The organism is Phenylobacterium sp. LjRoot219 (assembly GCF_964252995.1).
Taxonomy (GTDB): Bacteria; Pseudomonadota; Alphaproteobacteria; order Caulobacterales; family Caulobacteraceae; genus Phenylobacterium.
Genome location: NZ_CAXUQI020000003.1, coordinates 95,432 through 110,527 on the forward strand (window position 1 = coordinate 95,432; position 15,096 = coordinate 110,527).

The window sequence follows — 15,096 nt, forward strand, 5'->3', positions numbered from 1 at the left end:
GCCTGGGTGTTTGGTCAACCAAACGCCCGCGTCCGAAGCGGTCGAAAGGGGAAGGGGAGGGCGGTGTCGGGCGCGCTCGATTGGAGCGCGTGAACGGAGCACCGCCATGACATCCTTGGGATGGACCGACGATCGGGTTGCGACCCTGAAGCGCCTCTGGATAGACGGCCTGAGCGCGTCCCAGGTCGCCGCACGGCTGGGCGGCGGCGTCAGCCGCAGCGCGGTGATCGGCAAGCTGCATCGGCTCGGCCTGACTGGTCCGCGGATCGCGGCGGTTCGACCGGCGCCGAAGCAAAGGCCGGCGAAGCGATCGCCCGCAGCCCCTTCACGCTGGGCGCTGCGCTCCCATGGTCGGCCTACGGCGCAGACGCCTGAGCCCGTCGTGGTCGAGCATGGCCTGGTCCGCAATCTGCGGAGCCTTGGGCGTGGCGACTGCCGGTGGCCGCTTGGTGACCCGCAGGCGGCGGACTTCAGCTTCTGCGGACGACCGGCCAGGCCCGGCAGCCCCTACTGCGCATCACACAATCGCGCGGCGCATGCGCCGAGGACGGCGACGCAACGCGATAGCGCGGCGGAATCCCGCCGGCAGCCGGCGTGAGGGAGGGGAGCATGAGCCAACATCCCACCCGCCGCCGCCGCGCCGGCCTCCAGGAGGCTGTCCCTTGTTTCGACGCCAGCGGCTGCGCCGTGGCCGCCCGGGAGCTGCGCAGCCGCGCCGTCCGGCACGGGCTGCAGGCGCTGGACGAGATGGAGACCCTGCAGCTGCTGGTCGCGCGCGCCGCGCCCCGGCGGGCGGCGGCGCTCGCCGAGCGTCTCATGGTCCGGTTCGGCGGGCTCGCGCACGTCCTCGGCGCCAGCCTGCCTGAGCTGTTGCAGGTGGTCGACGAGTCCGTCGCGCTGGAGCTGAAGCTGCTGCAGGACGCTACCCGAAGAGTCCTGGAGTTTCCGATGCGCCGGCGATCGATCCTCAGCTCCTGGTCGGCGGTCGCGGACTACTTACGGATCAGCCTGAGCGGCCAGTCCCGGGAGTCGTTTCGCGTGCTGTTCCTGGACCGGCGCAACGGCCTGATCGCCGACGAGCTGATGGGCGCAGGCACCGTGGATCACGCGCCGGTCTATCCCCGGGAAGTCGCGCGTCGTGCGCTCGAGCTGGCCGCGTCCAGCTGTTGCCTGGCGCACAACCACCCGAGCGGGGATCCGAGCCCTTCCAAGGCCGATGTGGAGATGACCCGCCAGGTCGTGGAGGCCTGCCGGACGCTGGGCCTGGCGGTTCATGACCATTTCCTGGTCGCGGGCGACCAGGTGGTGAGCTTCCGCGCCGCGGGGTTGATGTAGCCGAGCACGGGCAGGCGGGCTGGCGGCCGGGGCCGGCCCGCGATCCGTGCGGCCTGCGCCCTCGCTGGACCTCGCCCCGCCCCCGAACCCGCCGCAAGGGCGCTCCTGGCGGAGCGTCGCCCGCGAGCCGCTGGCGCGGCCCCCGGCGGCCGGTCCTGGGGCGGGGCGCTGGCGGTCCCGAGGCGCGGCCGAGCCGGCCTCCCGGAGCTTTCCGGCCCTCCAGCCAAGGTCCATCCCATGCCCCATCTCACGCCCGACCTCTCCACCTACGACGATCTGCGACACGCGGCCGCCGATGAGCGGGATCACCCGGAAGCCGCCGCGCTTGAGCAACTCGGCCAGGTGCTGATGACCGAGACCCTGGACGTCATCGGCGACACCGCGCTCGAGGATCAGCTGACAGCCATTGCCGAGGGCCTGATCGGGGCCTTCCAGTCCATCGCGCTGCGGTTACAGCGGGACTGGGACCGCGCCGCCGACGAGGTGAAACGGCTCTCAAGGGACTTCGACGGCTCCGAGGTGGCCGACGTCGAACTGCAGGCGGCGACCCGGCGCGCCCACGCAGCGGAGTCCGCGATACGGGCCGTCGAGTTGATCCGCGACCGCGCCAGCGAGACCTACACCCTGGCCACCGGGGAGGTGTGGACGCCCTGGCGCGGCGGCACGCGCCGTAGCGGCTCCACTGCGGCGCAGATCGAGGCGCGCGAGGCGCTCCGCGCCAAGCGCGCGAAGGCGCATGCGGCGGTCGATCCTGGCGCCTTCGTCGTGGTGTTCCGCGGCGCGCCCCAGGCCGACACCGCGACCGACGCCAGCCGGGTCTTCGACGCGCTGAACTGGGCGCTGGGCGAATGGCCGCAGATGAAGCTCGCGACCACGGGGCTCCACGGCGCCGAGCGCCTGGCGATGAAGTGGGCGCGGCAGAAGGGCGTCGACCTGATCGCCGCCAAGCCCGACTTCGATCGCTTCGAAGCGGCGGCGCCGTTCAAAGCCAACGATCAGATGCTGGCGCTGGAGCCGGTCCTTGCCCTGACCCTGCCGAGCAGCCTGGACCCGGCGCGCGCTCGCGAGGCCCGGCCGTTTGGTCCGGCGCTGAACCTTGGCCAGAAGGCCGAAGCCGACGGCGTGCGCCATCTCGCCATCAGCCTTCGGAAGGGCGGCTGATCCGCTCGCGGGCGGCCGCGACGTCGCGGCCGCTCTTTCCGCGATTCACGACGCCTCGTATGCTCCCCGTCGCGTGAGGCGTCGCGCTGGGCCGGATCCGCCTGATCACCGGAACGACCTGGCAGCTCCCTCTCGCCAGCCGGAACGACGTAGCGGGTGGCCCCGCCTTGTCCCCGCCATGGGATGCGTCCGTTCCGGCCCTCTGGAGGCTCTGAACTTCGCCGCCCGTGTCGCCTCGTGCAGGACGGGTCTGACGATCGTGTTGGAGCGCGGCTGGAGGCGCCCCCAGCCGTCGCGCCCCTTGTAAGATCTCCGCACGCCAGAGCAGGCCCCGCCCCTGCCGTTAGCGCCAAACCTCACTCGGGAAGCGCGGATCGCTACGAAGGTGCTGCGCGTGCGGGAGGTCGCCGGAGCGCGACCGGCGCATAGGCGCAGGGCTGACTGGACGCTGAGGCGCTTCGCGGCGAAGTCCGGGGTGGCGGGGCGCAGCCGCAGGCCGAGGCGTGCTGTTCCGGCGGGCTCGGGCCGGCGGTTCAGATCGGCCGCGGGCGCCGCTCTCCATCACGTGCCTGACCGAAGCCGGGCGCGGCGAAAGCCGACCTCGCCAGCTCGGCGCGGCCTCTCGCGGACCCTCCGGCCTTCCTTCCCGGCTCTGCGGCCGGGCGCGTGCAGGCCGGTTTCCGCGGCCGCGGGCTTTCCCCGCGCCCTCAGGGCTTCGGTCCGTGCCGGTCCGTGATCGCGGCGATGACCGCGAGCCGGTCAGAAACGGTCTGGCCGGCCGAGCCTGAAGGAACTGTCCCATGAACCTCGTCGTCCTCACCGGCCGCACTGGCGCCGCCCCGGAGATCCGTACGCTCAACAGCGGCGACCGGGTCGCGAACTTCAGCCTCGCGACCGAGGAGCGCTGGAAGGATCGCGACTCCGGCGAGAAGAAGTCCCGCACGACCTGGCACCGCGTGGTGACCTACGCCCCCGGGACCGTGAAATTTCTCGAGGAATATGTCGGCAAGGGAGACCTGATCCAGGTGGTCGGCATGCTGCGGAACGAGGAATGGCAGGACGCCGAGGGCGCCACGCGCCGCGCGACGAAGATCGCCGTCACCGGCGCCGGCCACCGCATCGAGAAGCTCGCCAGCCGCCGCGACGCGGCGGAGTCCGATGGGACCGGCCAGGCCGCCGAGGATCATTCGCCGGACCTCGACAACGAGGTCCCCTTCTAAGCCGCCGAAGCCGCCTCAGCTGAGCCCCGCCCGGTCATCCGGGCGGGGTTTTTTCATGCTTCACACGTCGGCGCCGCGGTTGGGTCGTGTGGAGCACTAGCTGGAGGGGCAGGCGCCGCGCGTCGTCGCCCCATCGTGCCAGGCCAGCCCGTAAGTCAACGGCTGCGCCGTTTCCCTCCGCCCTCGCCGGTGTCGAGGGCTCCGGTGACTGACGGGCGCCCAGGCCTGTCGCGAAGAGCCGTCGCCGCTCAACGGGAGCGGCAGGAGCGGAGATCGCGCCATGGCTTCTCTCGATTTCGATTGGATGCAGCTGTCCCACGGTGAGCAGCTGCGGGAATGGGGCTCGTTCCTCAGGGGCCTCGACGCGGGAGATGCAGGCTATCACCGCTACTATCGGGTGCTGATGCCGCGGTGGGCTCGCGGAGATGTCCCGCAGATCGTTGGCCAGGCTGCTGGGTTTGCCGGTTTCCAGGAGGAGGCCGCCTGCGAGTGGTTCGACGCCGGAACGGCGGACCAGGTCCTCGGACCTCCACCATTCTGAGGGGAGCGTCAGGCTCTCTTTTTGCGCGTCGCCTAGCCGGGCTCACGCGACTTTACGGCGGCTGAGACTCGCTCGCTCATCCTGGCGAGGGCGGGTCCTTACCCCGGCCGACCTGCAGCCCATCTGTTTGGTTGACCAAACAGCGGACCGCGAAGAATGCGATTTTGGGTTGAGGGCAGGATAGGCTTGCCGCCAGCGTTGTTTAACACCAGCCTTATGGCATGGCGTTCATTGGCTTTCGCGTCACAGATCAGCTGGCCGCCCGGTTTGAGGCGGTAGCGGCGACCCGGGGCGGGAAGTCGCGGGTGCTCCGGGCCATGGTGGAGGCCGTGACGAGGTCGCCGCCTGGCGAAGGAGAGGGGCCGGGCGTCTCGCGCGGCGGATCGAACAAGGTCACGCTTCGGCTCAAGGACGAGGACCTGGCGGCGCTCGATGCAGCCGCTGCTGAGGCCGGTCTTCGCCGCACGGAATGGCTGGTCGCCTGCGCGCGGCGCCGGCTTACCGCGAAGCCGCAGTTCTCCGAGGCGCAGGCGCTCGCCTTGCTGGAGACCCGGCGTGAGCTGCGCCGGATCGGCGTCAATCTGCGGGAGCTGGCACGGAAGATGGCTGAGCAGGACGGCGCTACGCCCGCGGACATAGCCGCCATCCAGAGCTTCCAGAGCGAGGTCCGCGCGCAGCTTGAGGGTGTCCGTGCAGCGATCGACGGCAACCTCGAGTTCTGGGAGAGCGAGGCGTGACGGACTTCGCGACGGTCCGTGGGTTCGAGGACCTTTGGCGACCGGTCGCCCGGCCGCGGCGGGTTCCCGATCGTGGCGTTCTGCCGGCTGCCGGGGCAGTGGGGGCGGATACGAAAGCCCGCCTGGTGCGGATCGCATCCCGCGCACCTGAGGTGATGGTGAAAATCACGGGGCGTACGCGGGACGGTGCGCACCTCCAGGCGCACCTGAAATACATCAGCCGGGACGGCGCGCTGCCGCTCGAAGGACGGGACGGAGAGTTCCTGTCCGACCTCCGTGACGTGCAAGAACTCGCCACCGACTGGGCGGTCGAGGATTTCCGCAAGCGTGAGAACGCTGCGATGTCACTGTCGATCGTGCTGTCTATGCCGCCGGGCAGCAGCATCGTCGGGACGCGTGACGCCGCCCGCGCCTTCGCGCAGGAGGTCTTCGGCGAGCGCTTCGACTATGTCTTCGCGCTGCACACCGATGCCGGGCACCCGCACGTGCACCTGGCGGTCCGATCGCTCGGTGAGGACGGCGTGCGGCTCAACCCACGGAAAGCGGACCTTGAACAATGGCGGCAGACATTCGCGCGCAAACTTCGGAATCGCGGCGTCGAGGCGGAAGCCACGCCCCGAAGGTCGCGCGGGATCGTCCGAAAGGCGGAGCGCATCGCGGTGCGAAAGCTGCGCGAGCGCCATGAGGCCGGGGGCGCGCCGCCGCCACGGGTGATCCGGGCGGCTTTCGAAGACGCCTCGAAGATCGTGGACGGAGCGCAAGTCGAGCGACCATGGGAGCGTCGGATTCTCGAGCGGCAGCGCCTTGTGCGCGAAGCCTATGTGGCCACGGCAGATGCCCTGATGCGTTCGGTCGACGCGAAGGACCAAGCGCTGGGGGAGCAGGTCCGAGCGTATGTCGCCGCCATGCCGCCGCCGGTCACCCAGCGCAACCAGCTCGTGAAGGCGATCAGGATTCTGAGGCAGCGCGCCACCGATCGAGCGCGGGCGGGTCGGAACGCCCCTGACACCAAGGATCCAGGATCACCGCGCCGACGGTCGTGACCTCCGGCGCCGGCCCAGCTTCGTGATCGAACGTGCGCAACATCCCCATCGCTGACCTTGGGAACGTCCGCTCCGCGGAAGCTGCGCCATACCCCTACTGGCCGTGAGGCTCGTCCCGGGTCGATGCGGGCACCCGCCGCAGGAACCGCAGATTGGCGTCGACGCCAGGACATCTCCCTGTGTTCGGGCGGTGACACGAGCCGCGTGTGAGGCTACCTGTCGGCCGATTCTGCAACCGCGCGGTCATTCGGAGCAGCCCTTGCGCAACGAGATCACCGGCCCGATTGGTAGTGGCAAGACCACGTTGGGATGGCTGCTGGCCCGCGAGTTCGGCTTGCGGGCCGTTAACAAAGGGCCGGAGGAGAAGCCCTTCGGGGCGAAGACCTATGACGAAAATGGCGGCGCGCTTGCGCGCCTCCGGCCACAGGCGGGAGCCTGGCTTTGACATCCGCTGTATCCCCTGGGCCTGCCGCGATCCTGAACGAATACGTCACCAAGTCCGCGCCCAACCTCTACGTCGTCGGGTGTTTCGATAAGAACGGGACGGTGATGAGTCAGCAGATCCGCGCGCTGAACTTGGCCTATGCCCTGATCGAAGAAGGTCTGTTGGGAGCCGGGGCACCGCCGCGACGCGTCGCCGTGGTCGGAGGCGGGTTTGCGGGCCTGACCCTCGCGGCTGGGCTGCTCAGCAAGGGGGTGACGTCGCCGATCACGATCTTGGAGCAGCGTGATACGCTTCTGCCGCTCCAGCAAGGGAGCGATACGCGCTGGCTGCACCCGCGCATCTACGACTGGCCGGGCGAGGGGAGCGAAGCCGACGCAGCGATGCTGCCCGTGTTGAATTGGACCGCGGGCCGCGCATCGGACGTGGCCGTCCAAACGCTCGCCAGCTGGGCCAATTTGCTCGACGACTCTGACGTGTCTGAGGAAACCCTTCGGCTCTACTGCAACACCCGGCATCTGCAGATCCAATCAGCGGGGTCGACAGGGGAACCGCTGAAGATTGAGTGGGTCGGGGAGCGCAGGGAAGCGAAGACTGGCAACTCGGCTGCGGACGCGCACGCCCATGCAGAGGGGCGTTCGGAGGAGTTCGACGTCGTCTTCCTGACGGTGGGATTCGGACTCGAGCGCGACACAACAGACTACTACTGGCGCAACGAGACCTTCGGCCAGCCCGGCCTCAACCACCAGCGGCTCACGCGGGTGATCTCCGGCGGTGGCGACGGCGCCCTAATCGACCTCTTGCGGGTCCGGATCTCCCAGTATCGACAAGACCGGATTCTTGACGAGCTATTCGGCCGGCGCCTCGCGCTACGCGCGGCCATTGATGGACTGCGAACCGAGTACGAAGCGAACCGCGGCATCCCGCTGTTCGATCGGTTCGAAGCGCTGGCGGCTGTCAGTGCGACCGCGGAGACGGAATTCCGTGGCGTCTTGGATTCACTCCGTCAGCGCCTGCGCCGCGACACCGACGCCGTGCTCAGGCTCAGAAAGAAGGATATCGCGTCACTGCTGAACGGCGAGCACAGTCGCGTATCGTTTCAGAACGCCTTGTTGGTCTACCTTTTGTACCGGTGCGGCGGCTTCACCCCGACGGCGATGGTCGACAAGGAGCTCACGTCGATGATCGGGGTCCGCTCCAGCGAGATCGTGCGCCGCCATGGGCCGGATGCCGCAAAGCAGGTGAGTAGCATCCTCTCGACGGACCTTTGGAGCCCGATTAAGCTCGAGGTGGATCGGCCGAGACAGCCAGACGTACACATCCGCTGGCCGGGCGGCTATTTCGGATTCCACGGCAAGGAAGCAGACCTCAAGGAGGTCAGCGATGCGCAGCGGAAGAGCTGGCGCAAAGAATATCTGCCGGGGCCGACAGCTCTCGTGGCGCGCACCCTTTGCGGCAGCGTCGCGGGTTTTCTGTTGGGCAAACATCCTGACTCTGGGCGCCTGCGGGTGACGCTGCACAGGTCGGTGAGCATCGGCACAGACGCTTGCCTGCAGCAGGCTTGCGACTACGTGGGCCGGGGGCTCGGCCCCCGAAATCGCTCAAGCTCCGGACGCACTCTGCAGGCGACCGCGATGACGATCGGCTTGGCCTACCGTACGCGGCGGGTGGTGCGTTCGGTAAGGGCCATTTCGCCGCCCGAGCTCCGGGATGCGACCGAGGGCTTGGAACGTGCCACAACAGCTCAGGCGATGAACAAAGACGTGGGGTATGTCCTGGCAATCCCCATCCTCCAACCTCTCGACAACTTCTTCACGCCGAGCCCCGTGGCGGGAGTGCTCTACCTCGACAGCACGGTCGCCGACTTTTGGCTCGGCGACGAGGATGTCGTTCACCTGTGCCGAATCATCCAGACGGCAGTTTGCAGCTTGGAAAAAACCCCGCCGCAGACCTACGACCGAATCCGGAATGTCCAGCTGACCCGGGTCGAAACCGTTGCGGCCGCGGCTGAGTCGCTCGGTCCCTCCCTGGCTAAAGCCTTCGAAACCCTGCCGAATGAGCCGCCCGCGACCAAACAGCCTTTCCAGTTCAACTTCGACCACTCGGATCTCACGCCCCTCGAATGAGCTTGCCGATCCCCACACATCCGTGCTCTGGAAACGCCATGACCTCTCAACCGATGTCCGCGCGTGACGAGGTGGTCGGCGCCAGCGAACGGGCTCCCAAGGAACATGAGCTGAAGTGCTGGCCGCAATTTTTTGAGGCGATCGCCGAGGGACGAAAGCGGCACGACCTGCGTCGCGCCTCCGACCGCGACTTCCAGGTCGGCGATACCCTTCGGCTGCGCGAATTCGATCCCGTCGCCGATGATTACACGGGACGTGACCAAATGGTCCACGTGACCTATGTCACCTCGGCCGAGCAGCCCTGCGCCCTTTCGAACGGCGCGCTCAACCCTGACTACTGCATCCTCAGCATCGCCCGGCCGGGCGAGCTCTAGGCCGGCCTTGCTCGTCGCGGTTGCCGGTCTCTCCGCGGCGGGCAAAACGACGGCGGTCGAACACCTCGAGGCGCTCGGTGTCGGCCGCGTTCTATATGTGGGCCGCTTGGTGCATGAGGCTGTCAGGCAGCAGGGCCTGACTCTGACGCCAGCCAACGAACGGCGTGTCCGTGAGGAACTCCGGCGTCGTGAGGGGGCTGACGTCTTCGCGGCGCGTGCCTTGGAGAGCCTGCGGCAGTCCAAGCTCAGCGGAGCGCCGCTTATCGATGCGATCTGCGTGCGTGAGGAGGCCGATCGTTATCGACGGGAACTGAGCGGGGGTCTCGTGATCCTGGCCATCGAGGCCGACTTCGAAAAGCGGGCCGCGAGGGCGGCGTCCCGGCCGGAAAAGCCGCTTGACCGCGAGGATCTTGTCGCCCGCGATCGACTCGAATGTGAGACGTTTCGCCTGCTCGACGTGCTGGCTGCTGCAGACCATCGGCTTTCCAACAACGGTGAACTCGCCGATTTCAAAGCCGATCTGAGCGCCCTCGCTGCGACCTGGCGCGACGGTGGCCGCTAGCGCTTTCGCGGGCGCAGAGGTACGGAAGTATCTTGTTCACGATGCTGGGTGCCAGCGGTAGCGCACCGGGCTTGCTCAGCGGAACCCAGGCGAATTCCTCAATCTCTGAAGCCGGTTCCGGACGGTCTAACAGCTGCCCAACGTAGAGCCGAACCACGACGCGCGTATTCGCTCGCTCGGCGGCGACGTCCTCGAAGGCACCCTCGTAAGTCGTAGGACCCAGCCGGGAATGAAGTTCTTCCATAAGCTCGCGGTGGAGGGCGTCCAGGTCCGCCTCGGTGCCTTCTGGCTTGCCCCCGGGGAGGATGAACAGCTTGGTGCCCCTCTTGCGCACGACAAGCAGCTTGCCGGCTTCGACCATCGCCAATCCGACCTTCTGGATTTCGTTGATGGCGGACATCAGCCGGTTCCCGAATCGGCGCGCAGGACAAGCCCATTAGCTAGACTTTACGGGGCCGCTGCAAGAACCCTGGCCAAGCGTATGGCCAGGGTCCACGGCATCTTATCCGTGAGAACCCTCAAATGCCGTCTTGGCTCCCGATGCCGCAGACGGGCCCCAAGGGCAGCACGCGCGACTTAGAGGCGGCCCCGCGGTTCCGGCGTATTTAGATGCAGCGCATCAGCGAGAAACCTGGCGAGCGTCTCATGGTCGCCGCCCTCGACCACTTGGAATGGAATCCCCAGCGCTCGAGCGTGCGCGGCAGCTACCATTTCCGCGCGGTCTTGATAGGCCGCGAGTTGTGCGGCTGAGCGCGCTGGGCGGTGACGTGCGTCGCTGAGGCGTCGAGCAACGATCGCGTTAGGATCGGCACGGAGGAAGGCTATGGCGTCCGGCTCAAGCGCGGCGAAGGTCTGAAGAGGCAAGTCGACCAAACCGCGATCATTATCGATGACGCTGTGGGCATCCAAGATTGCGGGTGCCCCCGGGGAACCGCTGCGGGCATCCGCGAGCGCTCGCGAAAGGACCGTCTGATTTTCGGCGATGCGCTCGGCGGGGGCGGTCCGAAGCTCCTCTCCCGACTGCGCGTGCGCGGCCTTCAAAAGACTGCTGGCTTGGAAGTGGCGGAGCCCGGCAAAACGGTCCAGCATCGCCTGCGCCGCGGTCGTTTTTCCGACGCCGGAGATGCCAAAGATGATGAGGGTCGGTCCTGGGCGCACGCGCTCAGATAAGTTGCGGCTGGCTCGGGCGCCAGTCCGCCGGTGCCTGATCGGAGAGGTACATATAAGATTGCGGTGCGGTGAAGTTCTCCATCACCGCTTCCGGTGCGATCGGCTCGGCATAGGCGCGCACCGCGCCTATCTTCAACGCATAGGCGACCTCGCGGCCTTCGAAATAGGCGTCGAAGAAGTCCCGGGAGATGCCCGACAACGCCGCGGTCTCCCTCCAGAGGTCGTCCGGCGCCTGTCCTAGGATGTCGTCGACATCGAACTCACCAACAATTTTGCCGACGGGCTTCGTCGCGTAGACCACGACCGTTTTCACGTTGCGGTTCGTGTAGGGGCGTCGACGAAACTCATATCTCTTAGTGCCATCAAATATTCGCTCAACGTACTCGGGCTTAATCGACAACAAGACTTTCATTTACTCTCCCCATCTCGATCACCTTGTCGAACTCAGTGTCGGTGAGCGGATAGAAATTGATGTAGGCGCGCGGGCTCTTGCCGAGCTCATCGAGCAGCTTGCCGCGAGTCGTGCGCTTGCCGAACGCGGCATTGTACGTCATGCGGATCACATTAAAGGGTTTGTCGGAATTCCACCAGTCTTCCTCAAGCTCCTCTCGTGTAAACACGCTGTGAGGCTTAGCGTACTTGAGAAAATCCCCAAAACTCGAGAAGTCCTTCCGAGGTCGGACTTCCTCGACCACGCAAACGGACGTGACGACGGAGCGGTACTTCGCCGGAGCCTTGTGGTCCGTGCACCTGTATATGACCACGATGTCACCCGGCTTGAGCTTACCGACCTGAGTGAAGGTGATGTAGACCTTATGGATCGAGTTGGTCTGCGACAGATCCTGGACGATCGATGGGTTCTCGTTGTCGAGGATCGAGTCCGGGAAGAGCCGCGTATGGAACACCGGATAGATTGCGAGAAGGTGCTTTTTGCGGCCCCTGGTGTGGATCAGCGGATAGTCTCGACGGATGTCGCCAGTGAGCGCCACCAACGACCGGACGAACACAAGCTCAGTGCCGTTTGGCGTGGTCTTTGTCGAGTGCTGGTTGAAGCCGTACCGTTTTAGGAGCCGGATCAGACCGGCATGTTCCTCGAACACGGTTACGTAAATCTCCTGAACGCCCTGCTCGACGGCATTGTCGAAGATCTTTTTGATGAACCGTTCGCCGAGCTTCGATCCGTGGGCCACGATCTTAAGCGTGCCGACTTTCAGCCGGTCCGCCGGGGGCAAAGGCGGATCTACGTCGGTGACGGCGCCTGTTTCCTTCTTTAGGTAAAGGAAGCCTTGAAGGACGCCCGCAGCGCCCTCGCTGACATACACGGGCTCATCCGCCTTCTTGGCGAACCAGGCCGGAAACTCGGCGTAGGCTGCCTTCAGGCTGTCAAAGAAGGGGTCGGCCAGATCCACGTCCCGGAACCGGGTCAATCGCATCACACTAGGCATCTTGTCACGCCGACTCGCATCCTATCCATGGTAGAGGTGACGGAGTTATACGAGAAGTGGCGAGATTTTTCTGCGCCACCTTTAGCGTGCATCAACCCGCTGCAATGTCAGGGTACTCGTCGTGCCGTAGATTGCCGTTGGGTCTTTGCCGAACCACGCGTCGCTACGCCTCGGACGCGGCGTTCGTACCCGGCGCTCTGGCCAATGCTGCTGCTCCCGGTCTTGGCGCCGCAACCTGGACGGTGAAGCCGGCTTCAGGGCTCGATGATCTCCACGGTGACACGGACCCGCTTACCCTCGAACACGGGCTTGCCGTCCCGCTTGATCGTCGCAAAGTCGTTCACGAATTTTGAGACGCTGACGCCGCGCTCAAGCTCGACTGCACTACTGAAGATGTGTGGGCCGACGCAACACTGGCACCTCTCCGCGTCCGGCTTTGTGGACCGGAGGAAGGAAATTGAGCCCTCCAAGCTGACGGTGGCGATGGGGTTGGTCATGTGGACGCTCGTACCGCTCGAAGACGGCCTCGTCATGTGCCGGCGTGGTCGCTATCCACAGGGCCGCGCACTAGCCGGCCAACCGGGAGGCTAAGCCGCTGCAACAATTGAACGATGTCATCGCCACCTCCAGGGAGGCGTCGACCTGCGCGGACACGTCAGGGAGCCTTGGCCTGCGCCCCGCGCGAGGCAATTGTACCCGCCGCGAACGATAGATTTCTGAAGCGCTCCTCAAGTCCGCTAGTGGCGTCCACGCCTTTAGCAGCTGGGCTCAATCCGACCTTTGAGCGCCGCAGCCACCATGTCTCGAACTTCCGGCCTTCCCAGCTCGAACCGGACTGCGATCGAGCCTCCCGCAATAAGCTCTTCGAGATCCGGCAGGGCTTCCGCCGCACGCGCGTCAATTTCTGCCTGATAGCGAGAGTCAATTTCGGCCCAGGCGGTCTGCTCTTCGACTGCCATCACCCGATCTGCGTCGACAAGGCGCCGCATGGCGCGCGTGAGCGTAGGCCAGCGTTCCGGGTGTCGGCTGAGCGCCCCCAGATGATCGCCGAGGTCTGCGATCGATGGCGAAAGCCGACGGATGTAGGCGGCAGCGCGGTCGCGGTCGATTTCTCGCTCCGTAGACATCATGACGTAGTCGATGGCGACCTCGACCTCGTCGTCGTCAAACACGCCGTCCGACGCGCCCACAAAAGCCATGAGGGCGAGTTCATCGCGGCAGTTCTGCAACGCGCGAGGCGTGTAGTCGGCTGTTCGTTCGCCTTCGAACAGCGCGTGGTGCGCGATCCAGCGGGCAGCATCGTCGGGCGCCTCACCCGTCACAAGGCAGATGAGCTCGAGCACTTTATCAGCGCGGAAGGTCCGGACGGCGCGCCGAAGGTGGCACCGACCCCTGAAGTAGACGAATTCGTCAGTCCGCCAGGCGCTGAGAAGCGTGACGACCCTCGCGCTATCGCCAGCCGATCCCTTGTAGACAATGTGGACTGCGGTCGGAAGGACCGGAGTGGCCTCGGCCGGCTCCGCGAGATCCGTGTCGTCCGGGGCGTCCTGCAAGCTACGACCATATCGGGCAGCGAGGCCCTGCGCTTGTTCAACGGCCGCTTCAGCAACCCGGAATTCGAAGTTCATGTCCCATCCCCCAGATGCCCCATACTGCGCCAACGGCGGCTAAGCGCCCGCGTGTCACAGACCCAAGCTAAAACTTGCGTTCTGCCGTTGCCTCGGGCGCGCGTTCACACGTGCCTTGGAACGACATCCCAAGGCCTCTCATGTCGATCTCGCCGGATTGTCGATCGATCACAATCTTGGGCTTGTTGAGCGCGTTCAAAGAGATCTGCCCTCTGATGACCACTTCGCTCGTGTCTAGTTTGACGAAGTCCCACCAGCCTTCCTTCCCGATGCTAAATCGGAGGAATGAGGGAAGGGGGCAGCTTAAGCTTTCCACCTCCCGCGCCGTCCAGCCTGATCCGCATCAATTCGGTCGTGCGCGCCTGTCGGAACGTCGTCGCTGAACCCGAAGCGCTATCACCGTAGGTGTTCGTCGCAGTGGCGTAGGTTTGCGTCGCTTCCTTGTGCAGAGCTGTCCCGCTGCACACTAGGTCCAGCGGCTCCGCATGCGCGAGCACGGGCGCGGCACAGGTGGCCGCTAGAACGATCAATCTCACAGAATCCCCTTTCGTCCCCGGCTTCAGGAAACCTGCAGCGAAGCCCAGATCGCTATGCCGGCCTCGGCTTAGTTGGCTGCGGGATTTGAGCGGACCTGGAAAACGCCGGGATCCGAATTCCCAATGTAGGATTCCTCTGCGATGTAACGACGGATGCCTCTCAGGACGTCCTGCGGCCAACTGGCCGAAGTGTGATCGCCCCAGAAACCGACATCTTTGGAGCCCTCGGCGATGACTTTGAAGAGATAGCCATCCCGTTCGGGCGCGAAGTAGACACCTGCCACGACATTCCAGTCGTATGCAGTCATCCCCCGCGAACCAATTACCATCCCTTCCCCGGCACTTCCCCGCTTGACCGTGAAGGTCGCAGCGGCAAGGCCCTCTTTTGCAGCTAAGAACGCAGTGTCGCGGTCGATCCCCCGGACGAACATCACGTCCTGATATTCGGACCAGCCCGTTTTGCCGACGGCCCCAGAACCGATGTTCGCCTGAGCAGCAGATTGGGGCAGTGAATTCACGGAGGCACACCCACCCAGCGCAAGAGCGGCTGTAAGGCCGAGTAGGTAGACGCGCATCGAATTTCCCCCTGCTTCATCTCGGGGTGCATCCTGCCGTCAGGATCTTCACAAATCGTAGAGTCTCCGCGCGTCTCGCGGGCTGTTGCCGTGGTCGTGGTCGCCGCTGTGAACTTCGCGTTTCGGGCGCGGCGGTCGAAGTTCCGCATCTGGCGCGGGGCTTGCGAACCTGCGCCCTCTTCGCTGACCCCAGGACTCAGG

The 15,096-nt window shown here is 65.9% G+C and carries 18 protein-coding genes; 11 read left to right on the plus strand and 7 right to left on the minus strand.

All coding sequences use genetic code 11. From position 1 onward, the window contains the following. The first annotated feature begins 106 nt into the window (after positions 1-106). The 11 genes from ACSQ14_RS25280 to ACSQ14_RS25330 all read left to right on the plus strand — a co-directional run bounded on the left by ACSQ14_RS25280 (position 107) and on the right by ACSQ14_RS25330 (position 9,541). On the plus strand, positions 107-598 hold the full coding sequence (locus ACSQ14_RS25280; protein WP_436017803.1) for a GcrA family cell cycle regulator: 492 nt from the start codon (positions 107-109) through the stop codon (positions 596-598). A gap of 11 nt (positions 599-609) precedes the next feature. Beyond that, complete coding sequence (gene radC, locus ACSQ14_RS25285; RefSeq protein WP_436017805.1) at positions 610-1,335, plus strand: RadC family protein; 726 nt, start codon at positions 610-612, stop codon at positions 1,333-1,335. A gap of 237 nt (positions 1,336-1,572) precedes the next feature. Next, positions 1,573-2,496, plus strand: a complete 924-nt coding sequence (locus ACSQ14_RS25290) for a DUF2493 domain-containing protein (protein WP_436017807.1) — start codon at positions 1,573-1,575, stop codon at positions 2,494-2,496. Between the two features lie 800 nt (positions 2,497-3,296). After that, on the plus strand, positions 3,297-3,716 hold the full coding sequence (gene ssb / locus ACSQ14_RS25295; protein ID WP_436017809.1) for a single-stranded DNA-binding protein: 420 nt from the start codon (positions 3,297-3,299) through the stop codon (positions 3,714-3,716). 280 nt (positions 3,717-3,996) lie between these two features. Beyond that, the gene (locus ACSQ14_RS25300) at positions 3,997-4,257 is read left to right on the plus strand and encodes a hypothetical protein (protein WP_436017811.1); all 261 of its coding nucleotides are present in this window, start codon (positions 3,997-3,999) and stop codon (positions 4,255-4,257) included. Between the two features lie 221 nt (positions 4,258-4,478). Continuing rightward, a complete protein-coding gene (locus tag ACSQ14_RS25305) occupies positions 4,479-4,994 on the plus strand; it encodes a plasmid mobilization protein (RefSeq protein WP_436017813.1) in 516 nt (171 codons plus the stop codon). Then, positions 4,991-6,037 carry a relaxase/mobilization nuclease domain-containing protein gene (locus ACSQ14_RS25310; RefSeq protein WP_436017815.1) on the plus strand — a complete coding sequence of 349 codons (1,047 nt, stop codon included), beginning with the start codon at positions 4,991-4,993 and terminating at the stop codon, positions 6,035-6,037. Before ACSQ14_RS25305 ends, ACSQ14_RS25310 begins: the two co-directional genes overlap by 4 nt. A gap of 259 nt (positions 6,038-6,296) precedes the next feature. Then, positions 6,297-6,482: a hypothetical protein gene (locus ACSQ14_RS25315; protein WP_436017817.1), complete on the plus strand. Its 186-nt coding sequence runs from the start codon at positions 6,297-6,299 to the stop codon at positions 6,480-6,482. Next, a complete protein-coding gene (locus ACSQ14_RS25320) occupies positions 6,479-8,605 on the plus strand; it encodes a hypothetical protein (protein WP_436017819.1) in 2,127 nt (708 codons plus the stop codon). The genes ACSQ14_RS25315 and ACSQ14_RS25320 overlap by 4 nt, the downstream gene beginning before the upstream one ends. 38 nt (positions 8,606-8,643) lie before the next feature. After that, positions 8,644-8,979, plus strand: a complete 336-nt coding sequence (locus ACSQ14_RS25325; protein ID WP_436017821.1) for an ASCH/PUA domain-containing protein — start codon at positions 8,644-8,646, stop codon at positions 8,977-8,979. Between the two features lie 7 nt (positions 8,980-8,986). Next, positions 8,987-9,541, plus strand: coding sequence for an AAA family ATPase (locus ACSQ14_RS25330; protein WP_436017823.1), 555 nt, complete (start codon positions 8,987-8,989; stop codon positions 9,539-9,541). Here the strand turns inward: ACSQ14_RS25330 and ACSQ14_RS25335 are convergent. The 7 genes from ACSQ14_RS25335 to ACSQ14_RS25365 all read right to left on the minus strand — a co-directional run bounded on the left by ACSQ14_RS25335 (position 9,489) and on the right by ACSQ14_RS25365 (position 14,838). Next, on the minus strand, positions 9,489-9,941 hold the full coding sequence (locus ACSQ14_RS25335) for an NUDIX hydrolase (RefSeq protein WP_436017825.1): 453 nt from the start codon (positions 9,939-9,941) through the stop codon (positions 9,489-9,491). The genes ACSQ14_RS25330 and ACSQ14_RS25335 overlap by 53 nt on opposite strands. A gap of 176 nt (positions 9,942-10,117) precedes the next feature. Continuing rightward, entirely contained in the window at positions 10,118-10,699 is a 582-nt protein-coding gene (locus ACSQ14_RS25340; RefSeq protein WP_436017827.1) for an ATP-binding protein, read from the minus strand. Between the two features lie 4 nt (positions 10,700-10,703). Further along, positions 10,704-11,123, minus strand: coding sequence for an ASCH domain-containing protein (locus tag ACSQ14_RS25345; RefSeq protein ID WP_436017829.1), 420 nt, complete (start codon positions 11,121-11,123; stop codon positions 10,704-10,706). Beyond that, positions 11,101-12,120 carry an N-acetyltransferase family protein gene (locus tag ACSQ14_RS25350; protein WP_436017831.1) on the minus strand — a complete coding sequence of 340 codons (1,020 nt, stop codon included), beginning with the start codon at positions 12,118-12,120 and terminating at the stop codon, positions 11,101-11,103. Before ACSQ14_RS25350 ends, ACSQ14_RS25345 begins: the two co-directional genes overlap by 23 nt. Before the next feature lie 290 nt (positions 12,121-12,410). Then, a complete protein-coding gene (locus ACSQ14_RS25355) occupies positions 12,411-12,653 on the minus strand; it encodes a hypothetical protein (protein ID WP_436017832.1) in 243 nt (80 codons plus the stop codon). A gap of 258 nt (positions 12,654-12,911) precedes the next feature. Beyond that, positions 12,912-13,784: a hypothetical protein gene (locus tag ACSQ14_RS25360; protein WP_436017833.1), complete on the minus strand. Its 873-nt coding sequence runs from the start codon at positions 13,782-13,784 to the stop codon at positions 12,912-12,914. 604 nt (positions 13,785-14,388) lie between these two features. Next, positions 14,389-14,838, minus strand: a complete 450-nt coding sequence (locus tag ACSQ14_RS25365; RefSeq protein ID WP_436017834.1) for a hypothetical protein — start codon at positions 14,836-14,838, stop codon at positions 14,389-14,391. Between the last annotated feature and the right edge of the window lie 258 nt (positions 14,839-15,096).

What these genes read in the sequence shown, in the direction of transcription:
- ACSQ14_RS25280 (WP_436017803.1), top strand. Translation starts at nt 107, where the DNA reads ATGACATCCTTGGGATGGACCGACGATCGGGTTGCGACCCTGAAGCGC.
- radC (WP_436017805.1), top strand. Translation starts at nt 610, where the DNA reads ATGAGCCAACATCCCACCCGCCGCCGCCGCGCCGGCCTCCAGGAGGCT.
- ACSQ14_RS25290 (WP_436017807.1), top strand. Translation starts at nt 1,573, where the DNA reads ATGCCCCATCTCACGCCCGACCTCTCCACCTACGACGATCTGCGACAC.
- ssb (WP_436017809.1), top strand. Translation starts at nt 3,297, where the DNA reads ATGAACCTCGTCGTCCTCACCGGCCGCACTGGCGCCGCCCCGGAGATC.
- ACSQ14_RS25300 (WP_436017811.1), top strand. Translation starts at nt 3,997, where the DNA reads ATGGCTTCTCTCGATTTCGATTGGATGCAGCTGTCCCACGGTGAGCAG.
- ACSQ14_RS25305 (WP_436017813.1), top strand. Translation starts at nt 4,479, where the DNA reads ATGGCGTTCATTGGCTTTCGCGTCACAGATCAGCTGGCCGCCCGGTTT.
- ACSQ14_RS25325 (WP_436017821.1), top strand. Translation starts at nt 8,644, where the DNA reads ATGACCTCTCAACCGATGTCCGCGCGTGACGAGGTGGTCGGCGCCAGC.
- ACSQ14_RS25335 (WP_436017825.1), bottom strand. Translation starts at nt 9,941, where the DNA reads ATGTCCGCCATCAACGAAATCCAGAAGGTCGGATTGGCGATGGTCGAA.
- ACSQ14_RS25345 (WP_436017829.1), bottom strand. Translation starts at nt 11,123, where the DNA reads ATGAAAGTCTTGTTGTCGATTAAGCCCGAGTACGTTGAGCGAATATTT.
- ACSQ14_RS25355 (WP_436017832.1), bottom strand. Translation starts at nt 12,653, where the DNA reads ATGACCAACCCCATCGCCACCGTCAGCTTGGAGGGCTCAATTTCCTTC.
- ACSQ14_RS25360 (WP_436017833.1), bottom strand. Translation starts at nt 13,784, where the DNA reads ATGAACTTCGAATTCCGGGTTGCTGAAGCGGCCGTTGAACAAGCGCAG.